Here is a 22,717-nt window from a genome sequence, read left to right as displayed (position 1 = left end):
GAAGGGGGCGATAATCGAACGGAATGTTCCAGTTGGTTAATTACTGACACATTTTGCAGCAACCATGAAAAAGGCCCACCGCCAGGGTGGGCCTTGTGCTGTACCAAGCCAGGTCAGCCTTTGGGTGTATCCACCGCGGCTTGCTGGTTGGCTTGGCCAGTGCGCTCGTACCAGCCGCCACCAAGCGCCTTATACAGGTTGACCTCGCTGGTCAGCTGCGACAGGCGATCGCCGATCAGCGCCTGCTGGGCACTGAACAGGTTGCGCTGGGCGTCGAGGAAGGTCAGGTTGCTGTCGATACCGATACGGTAGCGGCGCGCGGCCAGGCGATAGTAGTCCTGGTTGGCTTGCACCAGGTCGCGTTGGGCCTGCAATTGCTCTTCGAAGGTCTTGCGCGCTGCCAGGCCATCGGAGACTTCCTGGAAGGCCGTCTGGATGGTCTTTTCGTACTTGGCGACGTTGATGTCCTTCTGGATTTTCGAGTAGTCCAGGCTGGCCTTCAGGCTGCCGGCGTTGAAGATCGGCAGGTTGATCTGCGGCTGGAACAGCCAGGTGCCCTGGCCGCCCGAGAACAGGTGTCCCATGTCGGGGCTCAGGCTGCCGGCGTTGGCCGTCAGGCTGATGCTTGGGAAGAACGCTGCGCGGGCGGCGCCGATATTGGCATTGGCGGCCTTGAGCAGGTGTTCGGCTTCCTGGATGTCCGGGCGGCGCTGGAGGATGTCGGACGGCAAGCCGGCCGGTACTTCCGCCAGTTGATCGGCGTCGAGCTCCAGCGGCTTGGGCAGGTTGGCAGGAATGCCGGTGCCCAGCAGCACGGTCAGGCTGTTGACGTCCTGGGCGACCAGGCGCTGGTACTGCGAATACTTGACCCGGGCCCCTTCCACGGCGGTGCGCGCCTGGCTCAAGTCCAGTGCCGAGGCCACGCCCACTTCATTGCTGCGGCGGGTGAGGTTGTAGCTTTCCTCGTAGGTCTTCAGCGTTTCTTCGGTCAGCTTGAACAGCGCCTGGTCGGCCTGCCAGGTGTAGTAGGCGTTGGCCACGCTGGCCACCAGGGCAATTTGCGTGGACCGCCGTGCCTGTTCGCTGGACAGGTAGGTTTCCAGGGCTTGCTCGGTCAGGCTGCGTACCCGGCCGAACAGGTCCAGTTCATAGGCGCTGACACCCAGCGTGGCCGAGTATTGGCTGGTGATGCTGGACTGACCGGTTTGCGACATGTTCGCCGGTACCCGCTGGCGGCTACCGCTGGCGTTGGCGGAAACCGCCGGGAACAGGTCGGCCCGCTGAATGCGATACTGCGCGCGGTACGCGTCGAGGTTCAGTGCGGCAACACGCAGGTCGCGGTTGTTGACCAGCGAAGTCTGGATCAGCTGCTGCAGTGCCGGGTCACGGAAGAACTGGCGCCAGCCCTGTTCGGCAGCGGCGACGTCTGCCGACTGCGTGGGGGAATATGCAGGGCCTTGCGGCCACTGCGCAGCCACCGGCGATTCCGGGGTCTGGTAGTCAGGGATCAGCGAGCAGCCGCCCAGAATGAAAGCGGTTACCGCCAGGGACAACAAAGACTTGGTCATTGCCCAGCCTCATAACGTGGAGTTTCAGGGGTGGCGTCTTTTTCCGGCTTTTTGCTGCCGAACAGCGACGACACTGCGACGAAGAATAGCGGTACCCAGAAGATTGCCAGCACGGTCGCGCTGATCATGCCGCCGATCACGCCGGTGCCGATGGCGTGCTGGCTGCCGGCGCCCGCGCCGCTGGCGATGGTCAACGGTACCACGCCAAGGATGAATGCCAGCGAGGTCATGATGATCGGGCGCAGACGCATGCGGCAGGCTTCGATCGCGGCGTCGTACAGGCTGCGACCCTCCTCGTGCAGTTCCTTGGCGAACTCGACGATCAGAATGGCGTTTTTCGCCGCCAGGCCGATGGTGGTCAACAGGCCGACCAGGAAGTACACGTCGTTGGACAGGCCGCGCAGGCTGGTGGCGATCAGTGCACCGATGATACCCAGCGGTACCACCAGCACCACGGCGATCGGGATCGACCAGCTTTCATACAGCGCTGCCAGGCACAGGAACACGAACAGTACCGAGAGGGCGAACAGTGCCGGCATCTGCGAGCCGGAGAGTTTTTCCTCGTAGGACATGCCGGTCCAGGAGAAGCCCACACCGCTAGGCAGTTCGCCGGCAATACGCTCGACCTCGGCCATGGCTTCACCGGTGCTGTAGCCAGGCGCCGGGGCACCGAGAATCTCCATGGCCTCCACACCGTTGTAACGCGACAGCTTGGGCGAACCGTAGCTCCACTCACCCTTGGCGAAGGAGGAGAACGGCACCATCTCGCCAGCGCCATTGCGCACGTACCACTTCTGCAGGTCTTCAGGGCTCATCCGCGCGTTGGCTTCGCCCTGGATGTACACCTTCTTGACCCGGCCACGGTCGATGAAGTCGTTGACGTAGCTGGCACCTAAGGCAATGGACAGGGTGTTGTTGATGTCGGCGATGGTCACGCCCAGGGCGCTGGCACGCTCGTCATCGATGGTCAGCTGGTACTGCGGCTCGTCGTTCAGGCCGTTCGGGCGTACGCCACTGAGCACTTTGCTCTGCGACGCCTTGGCCAGGAACTCGTTGCGCGCTTCCATCAGCTTGGCATGGCCGACACCACCGCGGTCCTGCAGGAACACGTCGAAACCGGTGGCGTTACCCAGTTCCAGCACCGCCGGTGGGGCAAACGCGAACACCATGGCATCGCGGAAGGTGAAGAAGTGCTGCTGGGCGCGTTGGGCCAAGGCGAACACGCTGTTTTCCTGGGACCGTTCACCCCATGGCTTGAGCATGATGAATGCCATGCCCGAGCTTTGGCCACGGCCGGCGAAGTTGAAGCCGTTGACGGTGAATACCGACGACACGGTGTCGGCTTCATCCTTGAGCAGGTATTCGCGCATCTGGTCGACCACCACCTGGGTGCGCTCGGCACTGGAGCCGGCCGGGGTCTGCACCTGGGCGAACAGCACGCCCTGGTCTTCCTCGGGCAGGAACGCGGTAGGGATACGGGCGAACAGCCAGATCATGCCAACCACGATCAGTGCATAGGCCAGCAGGAACGGCACCTTGTTGCGCAGGATGGCGCCCACGCTGCGCTCGTAGCCGTTGACGCTGCGGTCGAAGTTGCGGTTGAACCAGCCGAAGAAGCCACCTTTGGCGGTGTGGTGCTCGCCCTTTTTCAGCGGCTTGAGCATGGTCGCGCACAGGGCAGGGGTGAAGATCAGCGCCACCAGCACCGACAGCCCCATGGCCGAAACGATGGTGATGGAGAACTGCCGGTAGATTACGCCGGTGGAGCCACTGAAGAACGCCATGGGCAGCAGAACCGCCGACAGCACCAGGGCGATACCCACCAGGGCGCCCTGGATCTGCTCCATGGAGCGCTTGGTCGCCTCCTTGGGCGGCAGGCCGTCTTCGGACATGACCCGCTCGACGTTCTCCACCACGACGATGGCATCGTCCACCAGCAAACCGATGGCCAGCACCATGGCGAACATGGTCAGGGTGTTGATGCTGAAACCCGCAGCAGCAAGGATGCCGAAGGTACCCAGCAACACTACCGGCACGGTCATGGTGGTGATGATGGTGGCGCGGAAGTTCTGCAGGAACAGGTACATCACCAGGAACACCAGCACCACCGCTTCGATCAGCGTATGGATTACGCCACTGATCGACTCGGTGACCACCGGCGTGGTGTCATACGGGAATACCGCTTTCACCCCAGGTGGGAAGAAGGGTTCCAGGTCGCTGATGGTCTGGCGCAGCGCCTTGGCCGTGTCCAGGGCGTTGGCCCCGGTTGCCAGCTTCACGGCCAGACCGGAGGCGGGCTTGCCGTTGAACTGGGCGCTGATGGCATAGTTTTCACCGCCCAGGCCAACCTCGGCGACATCCCCCAGGCGCACCTGGGAACCGTCGTTGTTGACCTTGAGCAGGATCTTCTCGAACTGCTCGGCGGTCTGCAGGCGGGTCTTGCCGATGATGGTCGCGTTCAGCTGGGTACCCGGCATGGCCGGCAGGCCGCCAAGCTGGCCGGAGGACACCTGCACGTTCTGCGCAGCCACGGCATTCTTGACGTCGACCGGGGTCAGCTGAAACTTGTTCAGCTTGGCCGGGTCGAGCCAGATGCGCATGGCGTACTGTGCACCGAACACCTGGAAGTCGCCCACACCGGCAGTACGCGAGATCGGGTCCTGCATGTTGGAGACGATGTAGTTGGCCAGGTCGTCCTTGGTCATGCTGCCGTCTTCGGACACCAGGCCGATCACCATCAGGAAGTTCTTCACTGCCTTGGTAACACGGATACCTTGCTGCTGCACTTCCTGCGGCAGCAGCGGGGTGGCCAGGTTGAGCTTGTTCTGCACCTGCACCTGCGCAGTGTCGGGGTTGGTGCCTTGCTCGAAGGTGGCGGTAATGGTCATGCTGCCGTCGGAGTTGCTTTCCGACGACACATAACGCAGGTTGTCGATACCGTTGAGCTGCTGCTCGATCACCTGGACCACGGTGTCCTGCACGGTCTGCGCCGAAGCGCCCGGGTAGGTCACGGCGATGGCGATGGCCGGCGGCGCGATGCTGGGGTACTGGTTGATCGGCAGCTTCAGGATCGACAAGGCCCCGACCAGCATGATCACCAAGGCGATCACCCAGGCGAAGATCGGGCGATCGATAAAGAACTTCGACATGGTTTACTCCGCTTTGGCGTCTGCTTTCGCCGCGTTGGCCTGATCAGGGCTGCCCGGCTTCTTGACGTTGGTGGCTTCGCTGACCTTGACCTCGACGCCAGGGCGCACGTACTGCAGGCCTTCGGTGATCAGGCGGTCACCCGGGTTGAGGCCTTCTTCGATCAGCCAGTCGCTGCCCAGGGTTCGGTTGGCCTTGAGCTGACGCAGTTCGACCTTGTTGTCCTTGTTCACCACCAGCGCGGTTGGCGCACCTTTCAGGTCGCGGGTAACGCCCTGTTGCGGGGCCAGAATGGCGTTGGCGTTGACCCCGGCCTTCAACCGCGCATGCACGAACATACCGGGCAGCAGGGTGTGGTCAGGGTTGGGGAACAGCGCACGCAGGGTCACCGAGCCGGTGGTCTCGTCGACTGCAACTTCCGAGAACTCCAGGCGGCCTTCCTGCTTGAACAGGCTGCCGTCTTCGAGCACCAGCTGTACCGAGGCGGCGTTGTCGCCAGCCTTCTGCAACTGGCCGCTTTCCAGGTCGCGGCGCAGCTTGAGCAGCTCGGCAGTGGACTGGGTAACGTCGACGTAGATCGGGTCGAGTTGCTGGATGGTGGCCATGGCGTTGGTCTGGCCGTTGTTCACCAGCGCACCTTCGGTGACCGCTGAGCGGCCGATACGCCCGCTGATAGGGGCCAGCACCTTGGTGTAGCGCAGGTCGATCTGTGCACTTTTCAGCGATGCTTCTGCTTGCAACCGTTTGGCATTGGCGTCGTCGTATTCCTGCTTCGACACGGCCTGCTCGTCGATCAGTTGCTTGTAACGCTCGGCCAGCGAGCGGGTAGCTTGCAGGTTGGCCTGGGCGTTACCCAGCGCTGCCTCGTACACGGCAGGGTCGATCTGGTAGAGCTGCTGGCCTTCCTTGACGTCGCTGCCTTCCTTGAACAGGCGCTTGAGAATGATGCCATTGACCTGCGGGCGCACTTCGGCAATGCGGTAGGCACTGGTGCGCCCCGGCAATTCCGAGGTCAGGGTGAAAGGTTGTGGCTGGATGGTTACGACGCCGACCTGAGGAGCCTGCGCCGCTGGCGCTGCTTCTTCTTTCTTACAGCCACTGAGCAGTGTTGCCAGGGCGACGGCGGAAACCAGAGCGGTAACGGCTGGCTTGAATTGCATGAGGATCCTCGGGTCGCAGGAGCAGGTAGACGCTCAAGAATAATGGAAGAGTCGAGATCTGGAGAAATTTGCTATCCGGTAGATAAATAGCTTGCTAAGGAATATACTTACATTCATGGTTGTTTGTAAATACCGCTTGGTTGTACCCAGGTACCGCCACAGCCCGTGATTAGCCCCGCCGCGAGGCGCCCTGCAGAGGTGCCCGCGAAATGTTTCCCCGTGCGCAGCGTGCGTTCGGGCCCGATGAGGTTGTACTGCCATGGTCCGTCGAACCAAAGAGGAAGCCCAGGAAACCCGCGCCCAGATCATCGAGGCAGCGGAGAAGGCCTTCTACAAGCGCGGGGTTGCGCGAACCACGCTGGCCGACATCGCCGCGTTGGCGGGGGTGACCCGCGGGGCGATCTACTGGCACTTCAACAACAAGGCCGAACTGGTGCAGGCGTTGCTCGACAGCCTGCATGAAACCCATGACCATTTGGCGCGCGCGAGCGAAAGCGAGGACGAGGTCGACCCGCTGGGCTGCATGCGCAAGCTGCTGTTGCAGGTGTTCAACGAGCTGGTGCTCGATGCCCGAACCCGGCGTATCAATGAGATCCTGCATCACAAGTGCGAGTTCACCGATGACATGTGTGAGATTCGCCAGCAGCGCCAGGCCGCAGTGCTGGATTGCCACAGGGGCATTACCCTGGCCCTGGCCAATGCCGTGCGCCGGGGCCAGTTGCCGGGCGAGCTGGATGTCGAGCGCGCGGCGGTGGCCCTGTTTGCCTATGTCGATGGCCTGATCGGGCGCTGGCTGTTGTTGCCGGACAGCATTGAACTGTTGGCGGATGTCGACAAATGGGTCGACACCGGGCTGGATATGCTGCGCTTGAGCCCGGCGCTGCGCAAATGACTCTTTGTTAAGGATTGTGAGGGAGTGTTTCCGCTTTGTATTAAGGGACGATTAATGCGTTGCGTGCCCTCAGCCAGGCACCGTGCCTGCACCATGGCCAGGTGCTCAACGGCCGCGCAGTTGCCGGTCCGGTAACGCCACCGCCGCGATCAGCCCTAGCACCGCGACCACCGCGCTGCCCAGCAACAGCTGGCGGAATGTCTGCAGCAACCGCCCTTGGGTCGCCTCGTCCACCTCTCCCGCCTTCAAGCTCCCCAGCAACGGGTTACCGAGCAATTCGAAACCGCCCTGGTGCAGCAGTGCCAGCAACAGGCTGGACATGCATGCCACGCCCATGGCCCCGCCCAGCGAGCGGAACAGGTTGGTGGTGCTGGTGGCGACGCCGATGTCCTGGCTGGCCACCGCGCTTTGCGTGGCTACCAGCGAGGTCGGGAACTGCAGGCCACAGGCTATCCCGGTCAACAGCATGAACAGTGCGCTGGGCAACGCCGACTGCGGCGAGGTGAAGGCCATGCCGACGATGGCCAGCGGCATCAATGTTGCGCCGGCAAGGATCTGCGGTTTGTAGCGCCCGGTGAGGCTGGTCATGCGGCCACCGGTGAACGCCCCCATGGGCAGCCCCATCACCAGCGGTAGCAGGTGCAGGGCGGCGCTGTCGGCACCGGCACCGGTGATGCCTTGGTAGCGCAAGGGCATGAGCATGGTCAGGGAGATGGACTGGAAGCTGGCAAAGAAGATCACCCCCCAACACAGCACGGCTACCCGATTGCCGAACAGGCCAAGTGGCAGCAACGGTTCCGCGCAGCGGCTTTCGTGGGCAATGAACAAGCCCAGGCCCAGCACGGCGCAGGCGAACAATGCCAGCACGGCCGGGTCGCCCCAGCCTTGGCCCTGGCCGACCAGGGTAATGCCCAGCAGCAGGCTGCCCAGGCCGAGAATCAACAGTACAGCGCCAAGGTAGTCGACCTGGGCCTGGCGGTGTTGTACCGGCATGCCCGCCAAGGCTCGGTGAATCGACCACAAGGCCAGCAGCCCCAGCGGCAGGTTGATCCAGAAAACGCCGCGCCACGACAGGTATTCGGTCAACCAACCGCCCAGCACGGGCCCGGCGACACTGGCCACGGCATACATGCTGCTGAAGTAGCCCTGATAACGGCCACGCTCGCGGGGCGGCACGAAGTCACCGATGATCGCCTGGCTGACCGAGACCATGCCGCCTGCGCCGATGCCTTGCAGTACCCGGGTCAGCACCAGTTGCTGCATGTCCTGGGCCAGCGCGCAGGCGATCGAGGCCAGGGTGAACAGGCTGATGCCGGTCAGGATCATGCGCCGTCGGCCGTACAGGTCGCCCAGTTTGCCGTAGATGGGCACGGCGATGGTCATGGCGACCATGTAGCCGGAAATGACCCAGGCCAGCAGGCCGACGTCGTTGAACTGGGCCGAGATGGCTGGCAGCGAGACGGCGACAATGGTCTGGTCCAGGGCGCCGAGAAAGATCGCCAGCATCAGGGCGGTGAGCACGTTGCGCAGGGTGGTGGGGGGCAGGGCGGCGGTCACGGGGGTACCTTGGTTATCGGTTTTGGCATCTTCGCGGGCATGCTCGCTCCCACAGGTAACGATCAGGCTCGAGCATGAGCCGTATCCGTGGGAGCGGGCGTGCCCGCGAACAGGCCCTCGAATTGTAACCCGAGTTAGGTAGCTTCCTATGTACTAACTGCATCCCCTATGCCGAATCGGCATTGGCGTATTCATCCAGTGCAGCATGGCCGCGTGATATCGTTGGTATGCCACAGGGGCCGATTGCCGCGGGTTGCACCAGCTTGGTGCAACATTATGCCGCAGGTTTCACGGGCCCCTGTCTCCCACACCTTTTATTCCTCTGCCTGCATGCCGAGCATGACCGCCCACATGGCGACGGTTGCAACAGGTCAGGTAGACCCGATTGCAGGGGTCGGTAGTTACCGTTCAAAATTTGCACATAATTGCGGAGTGATCATGCCCAAGGCTTCCCATCAAGATCTGCGTTTTGCCTTCCGCGAGCTGCTCGCTTCAGGTTCCTGTTACCACACCGCCTCGGTGTTCGATCCGATGTCGGCACGCATTGCGGCTGACCTGGGGTTCGAGGTCGGTATCCTCGGCGGCTCGGTCGCCTCGTTGCAGGTGCTGGCTGCGCCGGACTTTGCGTTGATCACCCTCAGTGAGTTCGTCGAGCAGGCCACCCGGATTGGCCGGGTGGCGCAGTTGCCGGTGCTGGCCGACGCCGACCATGGCTATGGCAACGCACTGAACGTGATGCGCACGGTGATCGAGCTGGAGCGTGCCGGCGTGGCTGCCCTGACCATCGAGGACACCCTGCTGCCAGCCCAGTTCGGGCGCAAGTCCACCGACCTGATCCCGGTTGATGAGGGCGTTGGCAAGATCCGGGCGGCATTGGAGGCCCGGGTCGATTCGTCGTTGTCGATCATCGCCCGTACCAATGCCGGCGTGCTCACCACCGAAGAAATCATCGTGCGTACCCAGAGCTACCAGAAGGCCGGTGCCGATGGCATCTGCATGGTGGGCGTAAAGGACTTCGAGCAGCTCGAAAAGATCGCCGAGCACCTGACCGTGCCGCTGATGCTGGTCACCTATGGCAACCCGAACCTGCATGACGACGAGCGCCTGGCACGCCTGGGCGTGCGCATAGCCGTCGATGGCCACGCGGCGTACTTTGCTGCAATCAAAGCCACCTACGACTGCTTGCGGCTGCAGCGCGGCAAGCAGAACAAGTCGGACAACCTCAGCGCCACCGAACTCTCGCACACCTACACCCAGCCTGAGGACTACATCCGCTGGGCCAAGGAGTACATGAGCGTCGAGGAGTGACCGGCAGCGCGCCGTCAACTCAACGGACGGCGCTCAAGGTACAGCGACAGATGGGACCAAGGTGCATAGCCATGCCGGCTGGCCGGCGATGAGGCCATCATGCCCATGACAGATCGCGGTCCCACTCTGGGTCGTCCTTGAACCGCTCCACCAGAAAATCCAGCATGCTGCGCAAGGTGGCCGGCATGTGCTTGCGCGAGGTGTACACCGCATTCAGGTTCAGCTCGCGCGGCCTGGCGTGTGCCAGCAGCCGCACCAGTTCACCTTTGCGCAGGGCGTCGGCGGCCTGGTAGGTCGGCAACATGGCAATGCCGGCCCCAGCCAGTGCCGCCTTCTGCAAGGTCATTGCCTCATTGGCGCTGATGTTGCCGGCCACCGGCACGCTCACCTGCTGGCCGGCCACGTCGAAGTGCCACAGGCTATGGCCGAAGTAGGCATGGGTCAGGCAGTTGTGCCGGCTCAGTTCCTCGACCTGTTGCGGGGTGCCATGCTTGTGCAGATAGGCGGGTGCCGCACAGACCACCGACCGGCACACGCTCAGCCGCCTGGCAATCAGGTTGGGGTCCAGGTCGTTGCTGGTGCGGATGGCCAGGTCGATGCGCTCGTCTACCAGGTTGACGGTGCGGTCGAGCATCTGCAGTTCAACCTTCACACCGGGGTAACGCTGCACATAAGCCGCGATGGCATCCACCAGTTGGGCCTGGCCGAACGAGGTGCTGACGCTGATGCGCAATGCCCCCTTGGGGGCATCGTCCGGCTGTTGTACTGCGGCCTGCAGTTCACCTGCCAGGTCCAGCAATTGCCGGCAACGTGGCAGGGTTTCCTGGCCGGCGGCCGTTAGGCTGAGCTTGCGTGTGGTGCGTTGCATCAGGCGTGCACCAACCCAGTCTTCCAGCTCGGCCAGGTAACGCGATACGACCGGACGCGACAGTTGCAGGTGATCCGCCGCCGCTGACTGGCTGCCCAGGTCGACAACGGTGACAAAGACGCGCATGGCGTTCAGACGGTCCATGACTTGCTCGCTTTCAGAAACAAACTATGTCCAAGCATCGCATTTTTTGTTACGGATCGGGCAACTAAGCTGTGGGGCATCGATCTAGCGGAAGGCTTACCCAATGCCCCTGTTCACCCCACTGCGTGGCCTGTTGCTGGCCTGCGTCACCCTCGCCGGGCCGGCCATGGCCGCCGAGCCTTTGCACCTGGAAGTCTACAACCCCGGCCACGACGCTATTTTCCCGGTGAGCTCGGTAATCGTCAGTGGCGAGCACGATGCGGTGCTGGTCGATGCCCAGTTCGGCAAGGCCCAGGCCGAGCAACTGGTGCAACGCCTGCGGGCGGGTGGCAAGCACCTGACCAGCATCTACATCAGCCACGGTGACCCGGATTACTACTTTGGCCTGGATACCCTGACCCAGGCGTTCCCCGACGCCAAGGTGCTGGCTTCGGCTGCCACCGTTGCGCACATCCGCCAGACCATGGAGGCCAAGCTGGCCTACTGGGGGCCGCAGATGGGGGCCGACAAACCGGCGCGGCTGGTGCTGCCTCAGGTGCTCGAAGGCGACCGCCTGACCCTGGAGGGGCAAGCCCTGGAAGTGGTCGGCCTGGACGGCCCTCAGCCTGACCGCAGTTTCGTCTGGATCCCTTCGATCAAGGCCGTGGTCGGCGGTGTCGTGGTAGCCGAACACATTCATGTGTGGATGGCGGATACGCAAACGCCCAAGTCCCATGCCGACTGGCTGAGCACCCTGGCGCGCATCGAAGCGCTGGCGCCGCGCACGGTGGTCCCGGGCCACTACCTGGGGGATAGCAGCCGTTCGTTGCAGGCCGTGCGTTTCACGGCCAACTACATTCGCGATTTCGACAGCGAGGCCGCCAAGGCGAAAGATGCCGGCGCGCTGATCAAGGCGATGAAGCAGCGTTACCCGGGCCTGGCCGATGAAAGCTCGCTGGAGCTGGGGGCCAAGGTCGCCAAGGGCGAAATGAAGTGGTAATTCCGTTCAATTGATGGAGCGTATGACATGAGCAAGATTGCAATCATCGGCGCCACCGGTCGTGCTGGCAGCCAGTTGCTGGAAGAGGCCCTGCGCCGTGGCCATGACGTGGTGGCGATTGCCCGCGACCCGTCGCAGCTGCAGGGGCGTGACGGGGTGACCATCAAGGCGCTGGATGCCAAGGACGGCACAGCCCTGGAGGCAGCAGTGACAGGTGTGGACGCAGTCCTGACTGCAGCGCACTTCTCCACCATCGAGCCGCAGGCGATCATCGAGCCGGTCAAGCGTGCCGGGGTCAAACGCCTGCTGGTGGTTGGCGGTGCCGCCAGCCTGTTGCTGCCGTCGGGGCAGCGGGTGATCGACAGCCCGGATTTCCCGGAGGCCTACAGGGCCGAGGCCACGGGCGGTGTGCGTTTTCTGGAGGCGTTGCAGGGCGAGCAGGACCTGGACTGGACCTTCCTCTCACCGTCGGCGGAGTTTGTTGAAGGCGAGCGCAGCGGGCACTACACGCTGGGCAAGGACCATCTGCTGATCGCTGCGGATGGCAAGAGCTGGATCACCTTTGCCGACTATGCGATTGCCATGCTGGATGAGCTGGAGCAACCGCAGCATTCGCGGCAGCGGTTCACGGTCGGGTATTGAGTCGCCTACTTCGCGGGCTCGCCCGCTTGTATGGTTAGACTTGAAGGGAGGAGGAGGGACAAAGTCAGCTTCTGACTGTTAGCGCAGTACAGACCGTGGGAGACCTCGCCCCTCCTCCCTTTTCACCCAAGCGCCGATAAAGAATGCTTCCGGGCTCGGACCGACGAAAGACACAAGCCAGCGCCTCTGGGTGACCCTTCAAGTACTCCAACACTATCGAGGAGAGTTGCTCATGGCAATGGTGGTTGCTGATTCAAAGCGGCTGATTGGCGTGGATGTGGCCAAAACAGAATTGGTCATTTGGGACGATGAATCAGCAGAACTCATAGCAATCCCCAATACTAAAGCAGCTATCAAGAAATGGCTCAAAGGCCTCTCGGGTGCGATGTCCGTCGCTATCGAAGCGACCAACATCTATCACGTCCTGTTTACGGATCTGGCCTTTGAGTTCGGGCATACGATTTACGTGGTAGATGGGTACGCCCTGAGCCATTACCGTAAAGGTGTCAACGTACGCGCTAAGACAGATGCAATTGATGCCCAGCTGTTGGCCCGCTATCTGAAGAACGAAGGGCAGGACCTAACGCCCTGGGCGCCGCCACCGGCTATCTATCGACAGCTTCTGAGCTTGTTCCGGCGACGTGCAGGACTGGTCCAGGCACGAACCAGCCTGACTCAGGGGTGGGCCAATGAACCGCTACTCAAAGCCGCCTTCAAGACGCATCTGCGTGCGATGCAGCGGCTTGAGCTGCTGGTGGAGAAGATGATCAAGGGCCTGCTGGAAAAGGCCGGGCTGATGCCTCAGGTAAAGCGCTGCATGAAGGTCGAAGGGGTGGGTTTTCTAACTGCTGCTCGCCTGACAGCGACGTTTCAGCGTGGCAACTTCAGCGGGGGTGATGCGTTTATCGCCTTTTTGGGTATGGATCTGAGGATTGCGCAGTCGGGGCAGAAAAAAGGGCAATCCAAGCTCACGAAGCGAGGAGACCCCGAAGCTCGACGCCTCCTTCACAACGCGGCTATGTCAGCATCCCGCACAGCAGCATGGAAGTCGTACTACGAAGAGCGCCTGGCGCGTGGTTTTAGCACGACAGCATCGCTTGTCATGCTCGCACGCAAACTGGCGCGAGTAGTATTTGCCCTACTGAAAAGCGGAGACGAGTATCGGTCAAAAGCCGCTTAAAAAACTTCCCTAAAACCATAGAATCTCCCACAGGTATTGCACAGGTTTCAAAATCCTGTGCGTCACCTGTAGGAGCGGGCGAGCCCGCGAACAGGCCTTCACAAGCTGGTCTGGCCCTCCAGCCAGTCCAGCAACTCCAGCAACCCCGCGGGCAGGTTCCTGGCCTGGCTCACCAGGTAGTAGCCCTTACCGGTCCGCACCTTCAGCGCAAACGGCATGCAAAGCCGCCCGCTACGCAAGTCATCGCCAATCAGCGACCAATCACCGATAGCCACGCCTGTCCCCTGCGACGCCATGGCCATGGCCATGTCCAGCGTTTCGAAGTGCTGCTTCGGCCCCTGCGCAGCCAGCGTTACCCCAGCCGCCTGCAGCCATAACCGCCAATCATGCTCATCCCGCGAGGGGTGCAGCAACATGTGCCGCGCCAGGTCTTCAACCTGCTGCAAGGGCAGCGGCCCCTCACGCAAAGACGGTGCGCACACCGGCGTCAGTTGCTCATCGAACAGCTTGCGCACCTGCAGCCCGTGGTTCGGTGCCTCGCCATAGACCACCGCGGCATCAAAGCCCTCGCGGCGCAAATCCACGCCATGCTGAACGGTCGTGGTCAGTTCCACCGGTACATCCGGGCGCAGTGCCTGCCACTCCATCAAGCGCGGCAGCAGCCAGCGCATCACGCACGTGGGGGCCTTCAACTGCAGGGTCGTGCTGTGCTCTCCCACCTCACGCACCCCTTGTTCGATCAGCGCAAACACCTGTTGCACCCGTGGCAGCCAGTCCTGGCCTTCACGGGTCAGGCTCAAACCGCGGGCCTGGCGCTGGAACAGGGCATAACCCAAGTGCTGCTCCAGGGCGGCGATCTGCCGGCTGACGGCGCCCTGGGTGATGTGCAACTGCTGCCCGGCGCGGGTGAAATTGCAGCACTGGGCGGTGATCAGGAAGGTATGCAAGGCGGGTAAGGGCGGGAGGCGTTTCATCGCAATAAGCCATGACTTCAGGACATGGCTAGTATGTGTTTTTTTGCATTGTGGCGATAGCCGTGGCTTGGGTCCAATAAGCGCATAACCCAACAAGATTGATGGTGAACCCCATGGCAACCTGCGGCGAAGTGCTGGTCAAACTCCTTGAAGGCTATGGCGTGGACCATGTCTTCGGCATCCCCGGCGTGCATACGGTGGAGCTGTACCGAGGCCTGGCGGGCTCGTCCATTCGCCATATCACCCCGCGCCACGAGCAGGGCGCCGGGTTCATGGCTGACGGCTATGCGCGCACCCGTGGCAAACCCGGGGTGTGCTTCATCATTACCGGCCCGGGCATGACCAACATCGCCACCGCCATGGGCCAGGCCTATGCCGATTCGATTCCGATGCTGGTGATCTCCAGCGTGCAGTCGCGTGACCAGTTGGGCGGTGGCCGTGGCAAGCTGCACGAGTTGCCTGACCAGGCGGCGCTGGTGGCGGGTGTCGCGGCGTTTTCGCACACCCTGATGAATGCAGCCGACCTGCCACAGGTATTGGCGCGGGCCTTCGCGGTATTCGACAGCGCCCGGCCGCGCCCGGTGCATATCGAAATACCGCTGGATGTGCTGGTTCAGCCCGCCGACCAACTGTTGCCGGGCCGCCCGGTACGGGGTAACCGGGCAGGGGCTGCACCGCTGGCCGTGGCGCAGATGGCTGAACGCCTGGCCAGCGCGCGGCGGCCATTGATCCTGGCCGGTGGGGGTGCCTTGGCAGCAGGTGCTGCGTTGGCCCGCCTGGCCGAGCACCTGCAGGCACCGGTAGCCCTGACCATCAATGCCAAGGGCTTGCTGCCATCCAGCCACCCGCTGCAGATTGGCTCGACCCAGTCGCTACCGGCTACGCGGGCGCTGGTGGCCGAGGCCGACGTAGTGCTGGCGATCGGTACCGAACTGGCCGAAACCGATTATGACGTGACCTTCAAAGGCGGTTTCGACATCCCGGGGAGCCTGCTGCGCATCGACATCGACCCGGACCAGACCGTGCGCAACTACCTGCCGGAACTGGCACTGGTGGCCGATGCCGAACTGGCTGCCGAAGCGCTGCTGGCGGCCTTGCAGGCGCAGCCGCAGGGGATACACGACCGCAACTGGGGGCGGGCTCGCGTGACCAGGCTGCGGGAAGCCTTGGCAACCGGCTGGGACCAGCCGACCCTGAGCCAGACACGCTTGTTGACGGCCATCGTGCAGCGCCTGCCCGGTGTTGTGCTGGTGGGCGATTCTACCCAGCCGGTCTACACCGGTAACCTGACTTTGGACATGGACCAGCCGCGCCGCTGGTTCAACGCCTCGACGGGGTACGGCACCCTGGGCTATGCCTTGCCGGCGGCCATGGGTGCCTGGTTGGGCAGTGCCGAGCACGCTGCTGAGCGGGCGCCAGTGGTGTGCCTGATTGGCGATGGCGGCCTGCAGTTCACGCTGCCGGAGTTGGCCAGTGCCGTGGAGGCGCAGGTGCCGTTGATCGTGCTGCTGTGGAATAACCAAGGCTACGAAGAGATCAAGAAGTACATGCTCAACCGGGCGATCGAGCCGGTCGGGGTGGATATCCATACCCCAGACTTCATCGGCGTGGCGCGGGCGTTGGGGGCCGCAGCGCAGAGCGTGGCGGATGTGGCGCAATTGCAGGCGGCGCTGGGGCAGGCGATGGAGCGCAAGGGGCCGACATTGATCCAGGTAGACCAGCACCAGTGGCAGGGCACGGTTGTCGGTTGAACCTTGAGTCTTGGGTTGCTGGTGCCGGCCCTATCGCTGGCAAGCCAGCTTGTATGGTTAGACTTGAAGGGAGGAGGAGGGACAAAGCCAGCTTCTGACTGTTAGCGCAGTACAGACCGTGGGAGACCTCGCCCCTCCTCCCTTTTCACCCAAGCGCCGATAAAGAATGCTTCCGGGCTCGGACCGACGAAAGACACAAGCCAGCGCCTCTGGGTGACCCTTCAAGTACTCCAACACTATCGAGGAGAGTTGCTCATGGCAATGGTGGTTGCTGATTCAAAGCGGCTGATTGGCGTGGATGTGGCCAAAACAGAATTGGTCATTTGGGACGATGAATCAGCAGAACTCATAGCAATCCCCAATACTAAAGCAGCTATCAAGAAATGGCTCAAAGGCCTCTCGGGTGCGATGTCCGTCGCTATCGAAGCGACCAACATCTATCACGTCCTGTTTACGGATCTGGCCTTTGAGTTCGGGCATACGATTTACGTGGTAGATGGGTACGCCCTGAGCCATTACCGTAAAGGTGTCAACGTACGCGCTAAGACTGATGCAATTGATGCCCAGCTGTTGGCCCGCTATCTGAAGAACGAAGGGCAGGACCTAACGCCCTGGGCGCCGCCACCGGCTATCTATCGACAGCTTCTGAGCTTGTTCCGGCGACGTGCAGGACTGGTCCAGGCACGAACCAGCCTGACTCAGGGGTGGGCCAATGAACCGCTACTCAAAGCCGCCTTCAAGACGCATCTGCGTGCGATGCAGCGGCTTGAGCTGCTGGTGGAGAAGATGATCAAGGGCCTGCTGGAAAAGGCCGGGCTGATGCCTCAGGTAAAGCGCTGCATGAAGGTCGAAGGGGTGGGTTTTCTAACTGCTGCTCGCCTGACAGCGACGTTTCAGCGTGGCAACTTCAGCGGGGGTGATGCGTTTATCGCCTTTTTGGGTATGGATCTGAGGATTGCGCAGTCGGGGCAGAAAAAAGGGCAATCCAAGCTCACGAAGCGAGGAGACCCCGAAGCTCGACGCCTCCTTCACAACGCGGCTATGTCAGCATCCCGCACAGCAGCATGGAAGTCGTACTACGAAGAGCGCCTGGCGCGTGGTTTTAGCACGACAGCATCGCTTGTCATGCTCGCACGCAAACTGGCGCGAGTAGTATTTGCCCTACTGAAAAGCGGAGACGAGTATCGGTCAAAAGCCGCTTAAAAAACTTCCCTAAAACCATAGAATCTCCCACAGGGATCGCATCAGGGCTGACAGGTGTTTGCCACAAGGTATGCAGCGCCTGTTAGAGCGAGCGCCGCCCGCGCGGCGCATCGCGAGCTGCGCTCGCTCCTACGTTTGTTTCGGGCCAATTATTCCTGTGGGATTCGCGCGCGAACGCCTTGGTGCATGCCTCAATATCGCGCCGTACAAACAAGGCGGCCGCGCGCGCCTGTCACAGGCGTTACTGGCCCGAAACAAACGTAGGAGCGAGCGCAGCTCGCGATGCGCCGCGCGGGCGGCGCTCGCTCTAACAGGCGCTGCATACCTTGTGGCAAACACCTGTCTGCCCTGATGCAATCCCTGTGGAAGCTGGCTTGCCAGCGATGGGGCCGGTACAGCCACCTTGAACTTCAGCCAGCATTGGCCCGCAACCGAGCCACATCCCGAATGGGCGGCGCGCCGTACAGCCGGCTGTACTCGCGGCTGAACTGCGAAGGGCTTTCATAGCCCACCCGGTAGGCCGCCACCGCCGCCTCGAGCCCGTCGTTGAGCATCAACCGCCGTGCCTCCTGCAGGCGCAGTTGCTTCTGGTACTGCAACGGGCTCATCGAGGTCACCGCCTTGAAGCGGTGGTGCAAGGTCGAGGTGCTGAGGTTGACCTCACGGGCCAGGTCCCCGATACGCAGTGGCTGTTGGTAGTGGTTGTTGAGCCAGGCGATGGCCTGGCAAACCCGGTGGGTCTGGCTGTTCGCCAAGGCGATTTCGTACAGCCGATAACCCTGCGGCCCACGCAACAGGCGGTAGAGGATCTCACGGCGGACCAGTGGCGCCAGCATGGAGATGTCGCGTGGGCTATCCAGCAGGCGCAGCAACCGCAACAGGGCGTCGAGCAACGCCGCATCGGTTTTATCCACGTACAGGCCACGGCCCGATGGCTTGTTGGGCACCAGCATCGGGCCGCTTTCGGCGATCAACTGGCTGATCTCGGCCGGGTCCAGGTCCATGCGCAAACCCAGGCTGGGGTGCTCGGGGCTGGCATCGAGCCGCACGCCGCTCAACGGCAGGGTGACCGAAACCACCATGTAGTGCAGTGGATCGTAGGCATACTGCTCGTCACCCAGAAACAGGCTTTTGCTGCCTTGTGCAAGGATGCACAAGGCCGGTTGCGCCAGGGTGGGGACCGAGCGCACATTCTCGGTGTAGCGCACCAGGTACAGATCCGCGATGGCCGACGCCGGGCCGTGGGGCTCGCCGGCATGGCGGGTAATCAGCTCGGCCAGCTCCAGGCGCTGCAGTTCCAGGGTCGGATCGGTGGGCGTGGCGATGGTCATGATGCTTTCCTCTGCTGACGGTCGCAGCATAGGTTTGGGCAACGGCCGACGCTAGTCGAAAGCTGCACGTCGCTTGCCTGATCCTGCCGCGCCGCAGGATCAGGCAAGCGGCGGGCAGTATTGGCCTAACGGGTTGCGCGGGCGAACCCCTAACCTTGGCAGCCTGGCTTTTTCGTCCGCTTGCTTCAAGGAGATTGTGCAATGGCCCTAAAACAACCGGTCACCCATCTTGCGTTCATTCGTGCCAGCAGCGGGCGCTCGGCGGAGCTTGGCGCGCGCCTGCGTGACCTGCTCGAACCGTCGCTGCGTGCGCCGGGTTGCCTGAGTTTCAGCGTACAGCGTTCGCAGGCCGACGCTGACCTGTGGCTGCTCAGCGGCAGTTGGCAGGACCAACAGGCCATGAGTGGCTATTTTGCGTCGCCCACGCTGGAGGTGTTCGGTGAGCTGGTGCAGGCGCAGGTGGTCAGCAGCCTGGACTTGCATACATTCGACTGACGGCATGGCCCCTCCCACAGCGCGCGCGCTGGCTGGGGTTTGGGTTAACATGCCGGGCCATGATCAAGCAGGCAGAGAGCAACATGGCACGTAGGGAATTCCCGCAGTTCGAAGCGGTGTCGGCGATGGTGCCGGCCGAAGGTGGTGGCTATCACGCGGCCATCGCAGTCAAAGCCCTGGGTATGGGCGGCGCGCCGCGTTTTCACAAGGTGCTCGACGGCCAGGTATTCAAGGGCGCCGTGGCCGCCGACGAAGCGGCCACGGCCGAACTGCAGCGCCTGCAAGGCGTTAGCGCTGAGGGTGAGCTGGTCTGGTGATCAGGCCGGCGGGCGGGCCATCTTGAACAGGTTGCCCAGCTCGAAATAGTCCGCCGGGCCACCACCGCGCAAGATAGGTTCGGCTGCCGCGGTATCGTAAATACCGTTCTTCAGCAGGTGGTCGGCAATGTGCACGGCCACCACTTCCCCAAGAATCAGCCAGCTGGGTACCAGCGCCTGGTCGGCCCGCTTGAGCTGGACGATCTGGCTGACCTTGCACTCGAACGCGACCGGGGTTTCGCCCACGCGCGGCACCTTGACCAGGCTTGACGGTGTGGCGGTGAGGCCGCTCAACTCGAATTCACTGACCTCGGCAGCCACCGGCGCACAGCTCTGGTTCATCTGCTCGGCCAGCGATCGCGTGGCCAGGTTCCAGACGAACTCACCGGTCTGCTCGATATTGTTCAGGCTGTCTTTGCGCCCGACACTGCAGAAACCGATGATTGGCGGGATGTAGTTGAAGGCATTGAAGAAGCTGTAGGGCGCCAGGTTCAAGCGTCCCTCGCGGTCTTGCGAAGAGATCCAGCCGATAGGACGAGGGCCGACGATGGCGTTGAAGGGGTCGTGGGGCAGGCCGTGGCCTTTGGCGGGTTCGTAGTAATACATTGTGCTGGGCTTACTGGCCCTACCTCCTGATAGACAAGAAGCCTAGTGTGCCAAGCCTTTGCTTGCCTGCAAATGATCAAGCCCGGCAAAAGCCGGGCTGGGCGCTCGCAGCAGGGATCAGCTGATGCGGTTGGCGTTGGTGCGGTCGAAGCCGTCTTCAGCAAAGCGTTGGCCGCCGGTGCGATCGAAGCCGTCTTCAGCGAAGCGTTGGCCACCGGTGCGGTCGAAGCCGTCTTCGGCAAAGCGTTGGCCGCCGGTGCGGTCGAAACCGTCTTCGGCGAAGCGTTGGCCGCCAGTACGATCGAAGCCGTCTTCAGCGTAGCTGGCCGACTGGGTCTGGGCTGCGGCAAAGGTGTGGGCATTGGTCCGGTCGAAACCATCTTCGGCAAAGGCGCCAGTAGCGAAAACCGACAGGGCCAGGGTGAGGATCAGTTTGTTTTTCATGGTCATTGCTCCAGGGTTTTGTGGGTTGTTTGTTTCCGTGACTTAAATATTACGCCCAATATGATGATTAAAAAGCGCAAATATATGCACTAAATAATCGACTTATTCGATATTTAAGGGTGCTGTGACCGTCGTATAGGCGTTTGCCTGGCCGGGCACGGGTTGGTGCATGCACCCTTCATCAGTCAGCTCGTGAAGGCTGAAGGGTGGCAATTAATAGGTGATTAAGAAGAACACCTGATGCAGATCACCGATGAACGTTTTTTCATCGCTTACCAACCTATTTTTCAGCCCACCAGCACCGTCGGCACCGCGATGTCCGACTTCATGGACCCTACCCTGGGCATGGTCTATGCCACCGGTACGGCCCTGCTGATCGGCATCCTGCCGCTGAGCTTGGGTACCGCTCTGGGCGACTTCCTGACCAAACCTCATGCGAAGGGCGGGCTGGACTTCGGCACGGTCGGTTCATCGGCCGTGCTGGGTGGCGTGCTGCTGGTACTGGTACTGATGGCCGGCTGGTACCAGCGTCGTGAACCGCGTCAGGCGCTGGAAATGTCCTGAATGTTGATGCGGTAACGGGTCAATGCTTTCACGCTTGCCCAGCAAACGGCCTTTCATACCCATCCCATGAGCCGAATAGCTCAGCTAATCGGCTCATGGGGCATTAGGGGGCATAAAAAAGGCGCCCTGCACGTTGGGCGCCCTTGCAGAACGGCCTTACCGCGTCACTCTGTGGTGATACGTGAGTGCTGTTTGGTGTCCTTCATCGTCGCGTATACCAGCAGCGAGCAGGCGATACAGGCGGTGACGTACCAATAGAAGCCGCTTTCCATGCCCGCGCTCTTGAACCACAGCGCCACGTACTCGGCGGTGCCGCCGAAGATCGAAACGGTCAGTGCGTAGGGCAGGCCCACGCCAAGGGCGCGGATTTCGGTCGGGAACAGTTCAGCTTTGACCACCGCGTTGATCGAGGTGTAGCCACTGACGATGATCAGCGCTGCCATGATCAGGAAGAACGCCCCCCACCAGGTCTGGATGGTATGCAGGGTGCTGAGGATCGGCACGGTGAACAGGGTGCCCAGTACACCGAAGGCGATCAGGATCGGGCGCCGGCCGATCTTGTCGGACAGGCCACCGATCACAGGCTGCAGGCACATGAACAGGAACAACGTGGCGGCCGAGATCGTGGTCGAGTCGCTGATGCTCATGCCCACGGTATTGACCAGGTACTTCTGCATGTAGGTGGTGTAGGTGTAGAAGGCCAGGGTACCGCCCATGGTCAGGCCAACCACGGTCATCAGTTCCTTGGGGTGGCGCAGCAGGGTGCGCATCAGGCTTTCCTTGGCTTTTTCCTTCTTGGTGAACGAGGCGGTTTCTTCCATGCCACGGCGCAGGTACAGCGCGACCACGGCGCACAGCGCACCGATCACGAAGGGTACGCGCCAGCCCCAGGCATACAGCTGCTCGGTAGTCAGGGTCTGTTGCAGGACGATCAGCACTGCCAGGGCGATGAGCTGGCCGGAGATGAGGGTCACGTACTGGAAGCTGGAGAAGAAGCCGCGGCGGTCCTTGCTGGCCATTTCGCTGAGGTAGGTCGCCGAGGTGCCGTATTCGCCACCCACCGACAGGCCCTGCATCAGGCGGGCGATGACCAGCAGGACCGGTGCGGCGAAGCCGATGGTTTCATAGCCAGGCGTCAGGGCAATGACCAGCGAGCCGGCGCACATCAGCAGTACCGAGGCCATCAGCGCGGCCTTGCGGCCTTTGCGGTCGGCGTAAAGGCCCATCAGCCAGCCGCCGATCGGGCGCATCAAAAAGCCAACGGCGAAAATCGCGGCGGTGTTGAGCAGTTGTGCAGTGGAGTCGCCGGCCGGGAAGAAGGCCTTGGCGAAATACAGCGAGAATGCGGCGTAGACGTACCAGTCGTACCATTCGACCATGTTGCCGATGGACCCGCTGAAGATCGACTTCAGGCGGCTGGCGGTAGTTTTTTCTGCGGCAGGCGCAGCGGCCGCCCCAGCGGGCAGGGAGGTGGCGTTATCCATCAGGGATACCTTCTCGTTGTTGTTGTGAAGCGCGCCTGGGCGCAGCTGACACGAGCATTTGCAGAAGGTGTGCCAAACCGGGGCGGGCCGACCCAAACCGGGG

The 22,717-nt window shown here is 62.2% G+C and carries 20 protein-coding genes; 10 read left to right on the top strand and 10 right to left on the bottom strand.

Translation table 11 applies throughout. The annotated features are described in order from the left end of the window. Window positions 1-113: 113 nt before the first annotated feature. From L1P09_RS20210 to ttgA, 3 genes are read right to left on the bottom strand one after another with little or no spacing between them, the layout of a single operon-like run. Window positions 114-1,568 carry an AdeC/AdeK/OprM family multidrug efflux complex outer membrane factor gene (locus L1P09_RS20210; protein ID WP_235768037.1) on the bottom strand — a complete coding sequence of 485 codons (1,455 nt, stop codon included), beginning with the start codon at window positions 1,566-1,568 and terminating at the stop codon, window positions 114-116. Beyond that, window positions 1,565-4,717 (bottom strand): multidrug efflux RND transporter permease subunit TtgB, encoded by a 3,153-nt coding sequence (gene ttgB, locus L1P09_RS20205; RefSeq protein WP_054906005.1) that lies wholly within the window; start codon window positions 4,715-4,717, stop codon window positions 1,565-1,567. The genes L1P09_RS20210 and ttgB overlap by 4 nt, the downstream gene beginning before the upstream one ends. Before the next feature lie 3 nt (window positions 4,718-4,720). Beyond that, entirely contained in the window at window positions 4,721-5,875 is a 1,155-nt protein-coding gene (gene ttgA / locus L1P09_RS20200; RefSeq protein WP_009685610.1) for a toluene efflux RND transporter periplasmic adaptor subunit TtgA, read from the bottom strand. 259 nt (window positions 5,876-6,134) lie between these two features. Between ttgA and ttgR the strand changes: the two genes are divergently transcribed. Further along, the gene (ttgR, locus tag L1P09_RS20195; protein WP_054906006.1) at window positions 6,135-6,767 is read left to right on the top strand and encodes an efflux transport transcriptional regulator TtgR; all 633 of its coding nucleotides are present in this window, start codon (window positions 6,135-6,137) and stop codon (window positions 6,765-6,767) included. A gap of 105 nt (window positions 6,768-6,872) precedes the next feature. On the opposite strand, the gene L1P09_RS20190 is transcribed toward ttgR, so the two are convergent. After that, window positions 6,873-8,324 (bottom strand): MDR family MFS transporter, encoded by a 1,452-nt coding sequence (locus L1P09_RS20190; protein ID WP_054906007.1) that lies wholly within the window; start codon window positions 8,322-8,324, stop codon window positions 6,873-6,875. Between the two features lie 438 nt (window positions 8,325-8,762). Between L1P09_RS20190 and L1P09_RS20185 the strand changes: the two genes are divergently transcribed. After that, complete coding sequence (locus tag L1P09_RS20185) at window positions 8,763-9,632, top strand: isocitrate lyase/PEP mutase family protein (RefSeq protein WP_009685607.1); 870 nt, start codon at window positions 8,763-8,765, stop codon at window positions 9,630-9,632. A gap of 97 nt (window positions 9,633-9,729) precedes the next feature. On the opposite strand, the gene L1P09_RS20180 is transcribed toward L1P09_RS20185, so the two are convergent. Next, window positions 9,730-10,644 (bottom strand): LysR family transcriptional regulator, encoded by a 915-nt coding sequence (locus tag L1P09_RS20180; RefSeq protein ID WP_192440872.1) that lies wholly within the window; start codon window positions 10,642-10,644, stop codon window positions 9,730-9,732. A 103-nt stretch (window positions 10,645-10,747) separates the two neighbouring features. Between L1P09_RS20180 and L1P09_RS20175 the strand changes: the two genes are divergently transcribed. The 3 genes from L1P09_RS20175 to L1P09_RS20165 all read left to right on the top strand — a co-directional run bounded on the left by L1P09_RS20175 (window position 10,748) and on the right by L1P09_RS20165 (window position 13,445). Next, a complete protein-coding gene (locus L1P09_RS20175) occupies window positions 10,748-11,623 on the top strand; it encodes an MBL fold metallo-hydrolase (protein WP_054906009.1) in 876 nt (291 codons plus the stop codon). 27 nt (window positions 11,624-11,650) lie between these two features. Continuing rightward, window positions 11,651-12,265, top strand: coding sequence for an NAD(P)-dependent oxidoreductase (locus L1P09_RS20170; RefSeq protein ID WP_054906010.1), 615 nt, complete (start codon window positions 11,651-11,653; stop codon window positions 12,263-12,265). A 232-nt stretch (window positions 12,266-12,497) separates the two neighbouring features. Next, window positions 12,498-13,445: an IS110 family transposase gene (locus L1P09_RS20165; RefSeq protein ID WP_029886225.1), complete on the top strand. Its 948-nt coding sequence runs from the start codon at window positions 12,498-12,500 to the stop codon at window positions 13,443-13,445. Between the two features lie 98 nt (window positions 13,446-13,543). Here the strand turns inward: L1P09_RS20165 and L1P09_RS20160 are convergent, their stop codons facing one another. Continuing rightward, complete coding sequence (locus L1P09_RS20160) at window positions 13,544-14,419, bottom strand: LysR substrate-binding domain-containing protein (RefSeq protein ID WP_192440868.1); 876 nt, start codon at window positions 14,417-14,419, stop codon at window positions 13,544-13,546. 113 nt (window positions 14,420-14,532) lie between these two features. On the opposite strand from L1P09_RS20160, the gene L1P09_RS20155 reads away from it, so the two are divergent. Continuing rightward, the gene (locus L1P09_RS20155) at window positions 14,533-16,170 is read left to right on the top strand and encodes a 5-guanidino-2-oxopentanoate decarboxylase (protein ID WP_235768036.1); all 1,638 of its coding nucleotides are present in this window, start codon (window positions 14,533-14,535) and stop codon (window positions 16,168-16,170) included. 255 nt (window positions 16,171-16,425) lie between these two features. Continuing rightward, window positions 16,426-17,373: an IS110 family transposase gene (locus L1P09_RS20150; RefSeq protein WP_029886225.1), complete on the top strand. Its 948-nt coding sequence runs from the start codon at window positions 16,426-16,428 to the stop codon at window positions 17,371-17,373. Between the two features lie 410 nt (window positions 17,374-17,783). Here L1P09_RS20150 and L1P09_RS20145 read toward each other — a convergent pair whose 3' ends face one another. Continuing rightward, the gene (locus L1P09_RS20145) at window positions 17,784-18,704 is read right to left on the bottom strand and encodes an AraC family transcriptional regulator (RefSeq protein ID WP_054905634.1); all 921 of its coding nucleotides are present in this window, start codon (window positions 18,702-18,704) and stop codon (window positions 17,784-17,786) included. Between the two features lie 201 nt (window positions 18,705-18,905). Between L1P09_RS20145 and L1P09_RS20140 the strand changes: the two genes are divergently transcribed. Then, complete coding sequence (locus tag L1P09_RS20140) at window positions 18,906-19,199, top strand: putative quinol monooxygenase (RefSeq protein ID WP_054905633.1); 294 nt, start codon at window positions 18,906-18,908, stop codon at window positions 19,197-19,199. Between the two features lie 59 nt (window positions 19,200-19,258). Beyond that, window positions 19,259-19,516, top strand: a complete 258-nt coding sequence (locus L1P09_RS20135; RefSeq protein WP_009683090.1) for a hypothetical protein — start codon at window positions 19,259-19,261, stop codon at window positions 19,514-19,516. Here the strand turns inward: L1P09_RS20135 and L1P09_RS20130 are convergent, their stop codons facing one another. Both L1P09_RS20130 and L1P09_RS20125 read right to left on the bottom strand, forming a co-directional pair. After that, window positions 19,517-20,122 carry a flavin reductase family protein gene (locus L1P09_RS20130; protein ID WP_009683089.1) on the bottom strand — a complete coding sequence of 202 codons (606 nt, stop codon included), beginning with the start codon at window positions 20,120-20,122 and terminating at the stop codon, window positions 19,517-19,519. A 117-nt stretch (window positions 20,123-20,239) separates the two neighbouring features. Further along, entirely contained in the window at window positions 20,240-20,566 is a 327-nt protein-coding gene (locus L1P09_RS20125; RefSeq protein WP_054905632.1) for a hypothetical protein, read from the bottom strand. A gap of 240 nt (window positions 20,567-20,806) precedes the next feature. Between L1P09_RS20125 and L1P09_RS20120 the strand changes: the two genes are divergently transcribed. Further along, the gene (locus L1P09_RS20120; RefSeq protein WP_054905631.1) at window positions 20,807-21,130 is read left to right on the top strand and encodes a COG4705 family protein; all 324 of its coding nucleotides are present in this window, start codon (window positions 20,807-20,809) and stop codon (window positions 21,128-21,130) included. A 164-nt stretch (window positions 21,131-21,294) separates the two neighbouring features. Here L1P09_RS20120 and L1P09_RS20115 read toward each other — a convergent pair whose 3' ends face one another. Then, complete coding sequence (locus L1P09_RS20115; RefSeq protein WP_009683086.1) at window positions 21,295-22,614, bottom strand: MFS transporter; 1,320 nt, start codon at window positions 22,612-22,614, stop codon at window positions 21,295-21,297. Between the last annotated feature and the right edge of the window lie 103 nt (window positions 22,615-22,717).

Source organism: Pseudomonas juntendi (assembly GCF_021560075.1).
Taxonomy (GTDB): domain Bacteria; phylum Pseudomonadota; class Gammaproteobacteria; order Pseudomonadales; family Pseudomonadaceae; genus Aquipseudomonas; species Aquipseudomonas juntendi.
The sequence above is the reverse complement of the archived record's forward strand: the minus strand, read 5'-3'. Positions and strand labels throughout refer to the sequence as shown.

Bases quoted from the DNA above. Each gene is read 5' to 3' on its own strand.
- L1P09_RS20125 (WP_054905632.1), bottom strand. From the start codon at position 20,566: ATGAAAAACAAACTGATCCTCACCCTGGCCCTGTCGGTTTTCGCTACT.
- L1P09_RS20130 (WP_009683089.1), bottom strand. From the start codon at position 20,122: ATGTATTACTACGAACCCGCCAAAGGCCACGGCCTGCCCCACGACCCC.
- L1P09_RS20160 (WP_192440868.1), bottom strand. From the start codon at position 14,419: ATGAAACGCCTCCCGCCCTTACCCGCCTTGCATACCTTCCTGATCACC.
- ttgR (WP_054906006.1), top strand. From the start codon at position 6,135: ATGGTCCGTCGAACCAAAGAGGAAGCCCAGGAAACCCGCGCCCAGATC.
- L1P09_RS20135 (WP_009683090.1), top strand. From the start codon at position 19,259: ATGATCAAGCAGGCAGAGAGCAACATGGCACGTAGGGAATTCCCGCAG.
- L1P09_RS20150 (WP_029886225.1), top strand. From the start codon at position 16,426: ATGGCAATGGTGGTTGCTGATTCAAAGCGGCTGATTGGCGTGGATGTG.
- L1P09_RS20165 (WP_029886225.1), top strand. From the start codon at position 12,498: ATGGCAATGGTGGTTGCTGATTCAAAGCGGCTGATTGGCGTGGATGTG.
- ttgA (WP_009685610.1), bottom strand. From the start codon at position 5,875: ATGCAATTCAAGCCAGCCGTTACCGCTCTGGTTTCCGCCGTCGCCCTG.
- L1P09_RS20115 (WP_009683086.1), bottom strand. From the start codon at position 22,614: ATGGATAACGCCACCTCCCTGCCCGCTGGGGCGGCCGCTGCGCCTGCC.
- L1P09_RS20145 (WP_054905634.1), bottom strand. From the start codon at position 18,704: ATGACCATCGCCACGCCCACCGATCCGACCCTGGAACTGCAGCGCCTG.
- L1P09_RS20140 (WP_054905633.1), top strand. From the start codon at position 18,906: ATGGCCCTAAAACAACCGGTCACCCATCTTGCGTTCATTCGTGCCAGC.
- L1P09_RS20155 (WP_235768036.1), top strand. From the start codon at position 14,533: ATGGCAACCTGCGGCGAAGTGCTGGTCAAACTCCTTGAAGGCTATGGC.
- L1P09_RS20210 (WP_235768037.1), bottom strand. From the start codon at position 1,568: ATGACCAAGTCTTTGTTGTCCCTGGCGGTAACCGCTTTCATTCTGGGC.
- L1P09_RS20120 (WP_054905631.1), top strand. From the start codon at position 20,807: ATGCAGATCACCGATGAACGTTTTTTCATCGCTTACCAACCTATTTTT.
- ttgB (WP_054906005.1), bottom strand. From the start codon at position 4,717: ATGTCGAAGTTCTTTATCGATCGCCCGATCTTCGCCTGGGTGATCGCC.
- L1P09_RS20180 (WP_192440872.1), bottom strand. From the start codon at position 10,644: ATGGACCGTCTGAACGCCATGCGCGTCTTTGTCACCGTTGTCGACCTG.
- L1P09_RS20170 (WP_054906010.1), top strand. From the start codon at position 11,651: ATGAGCAAGATTGCAATCATCGGCGCCACCGGTCGTGCTGGCAGCCAG.
- L1P09_RS20185 (WP_009685607.1), top strand. From the start codon at position 8,763: ATGCCCAAGGCTTCCCATCAAGATCTGCGTTTTGCCTTCCGCGAGCTG.
- L1P09_RS20175 (WP_054906009.1), top strand. From the start codon at position 10,748: ATGCCCCTGTTCACCCCACTGCGTGGCCTGTTGCTGGCCTGCGTCACC.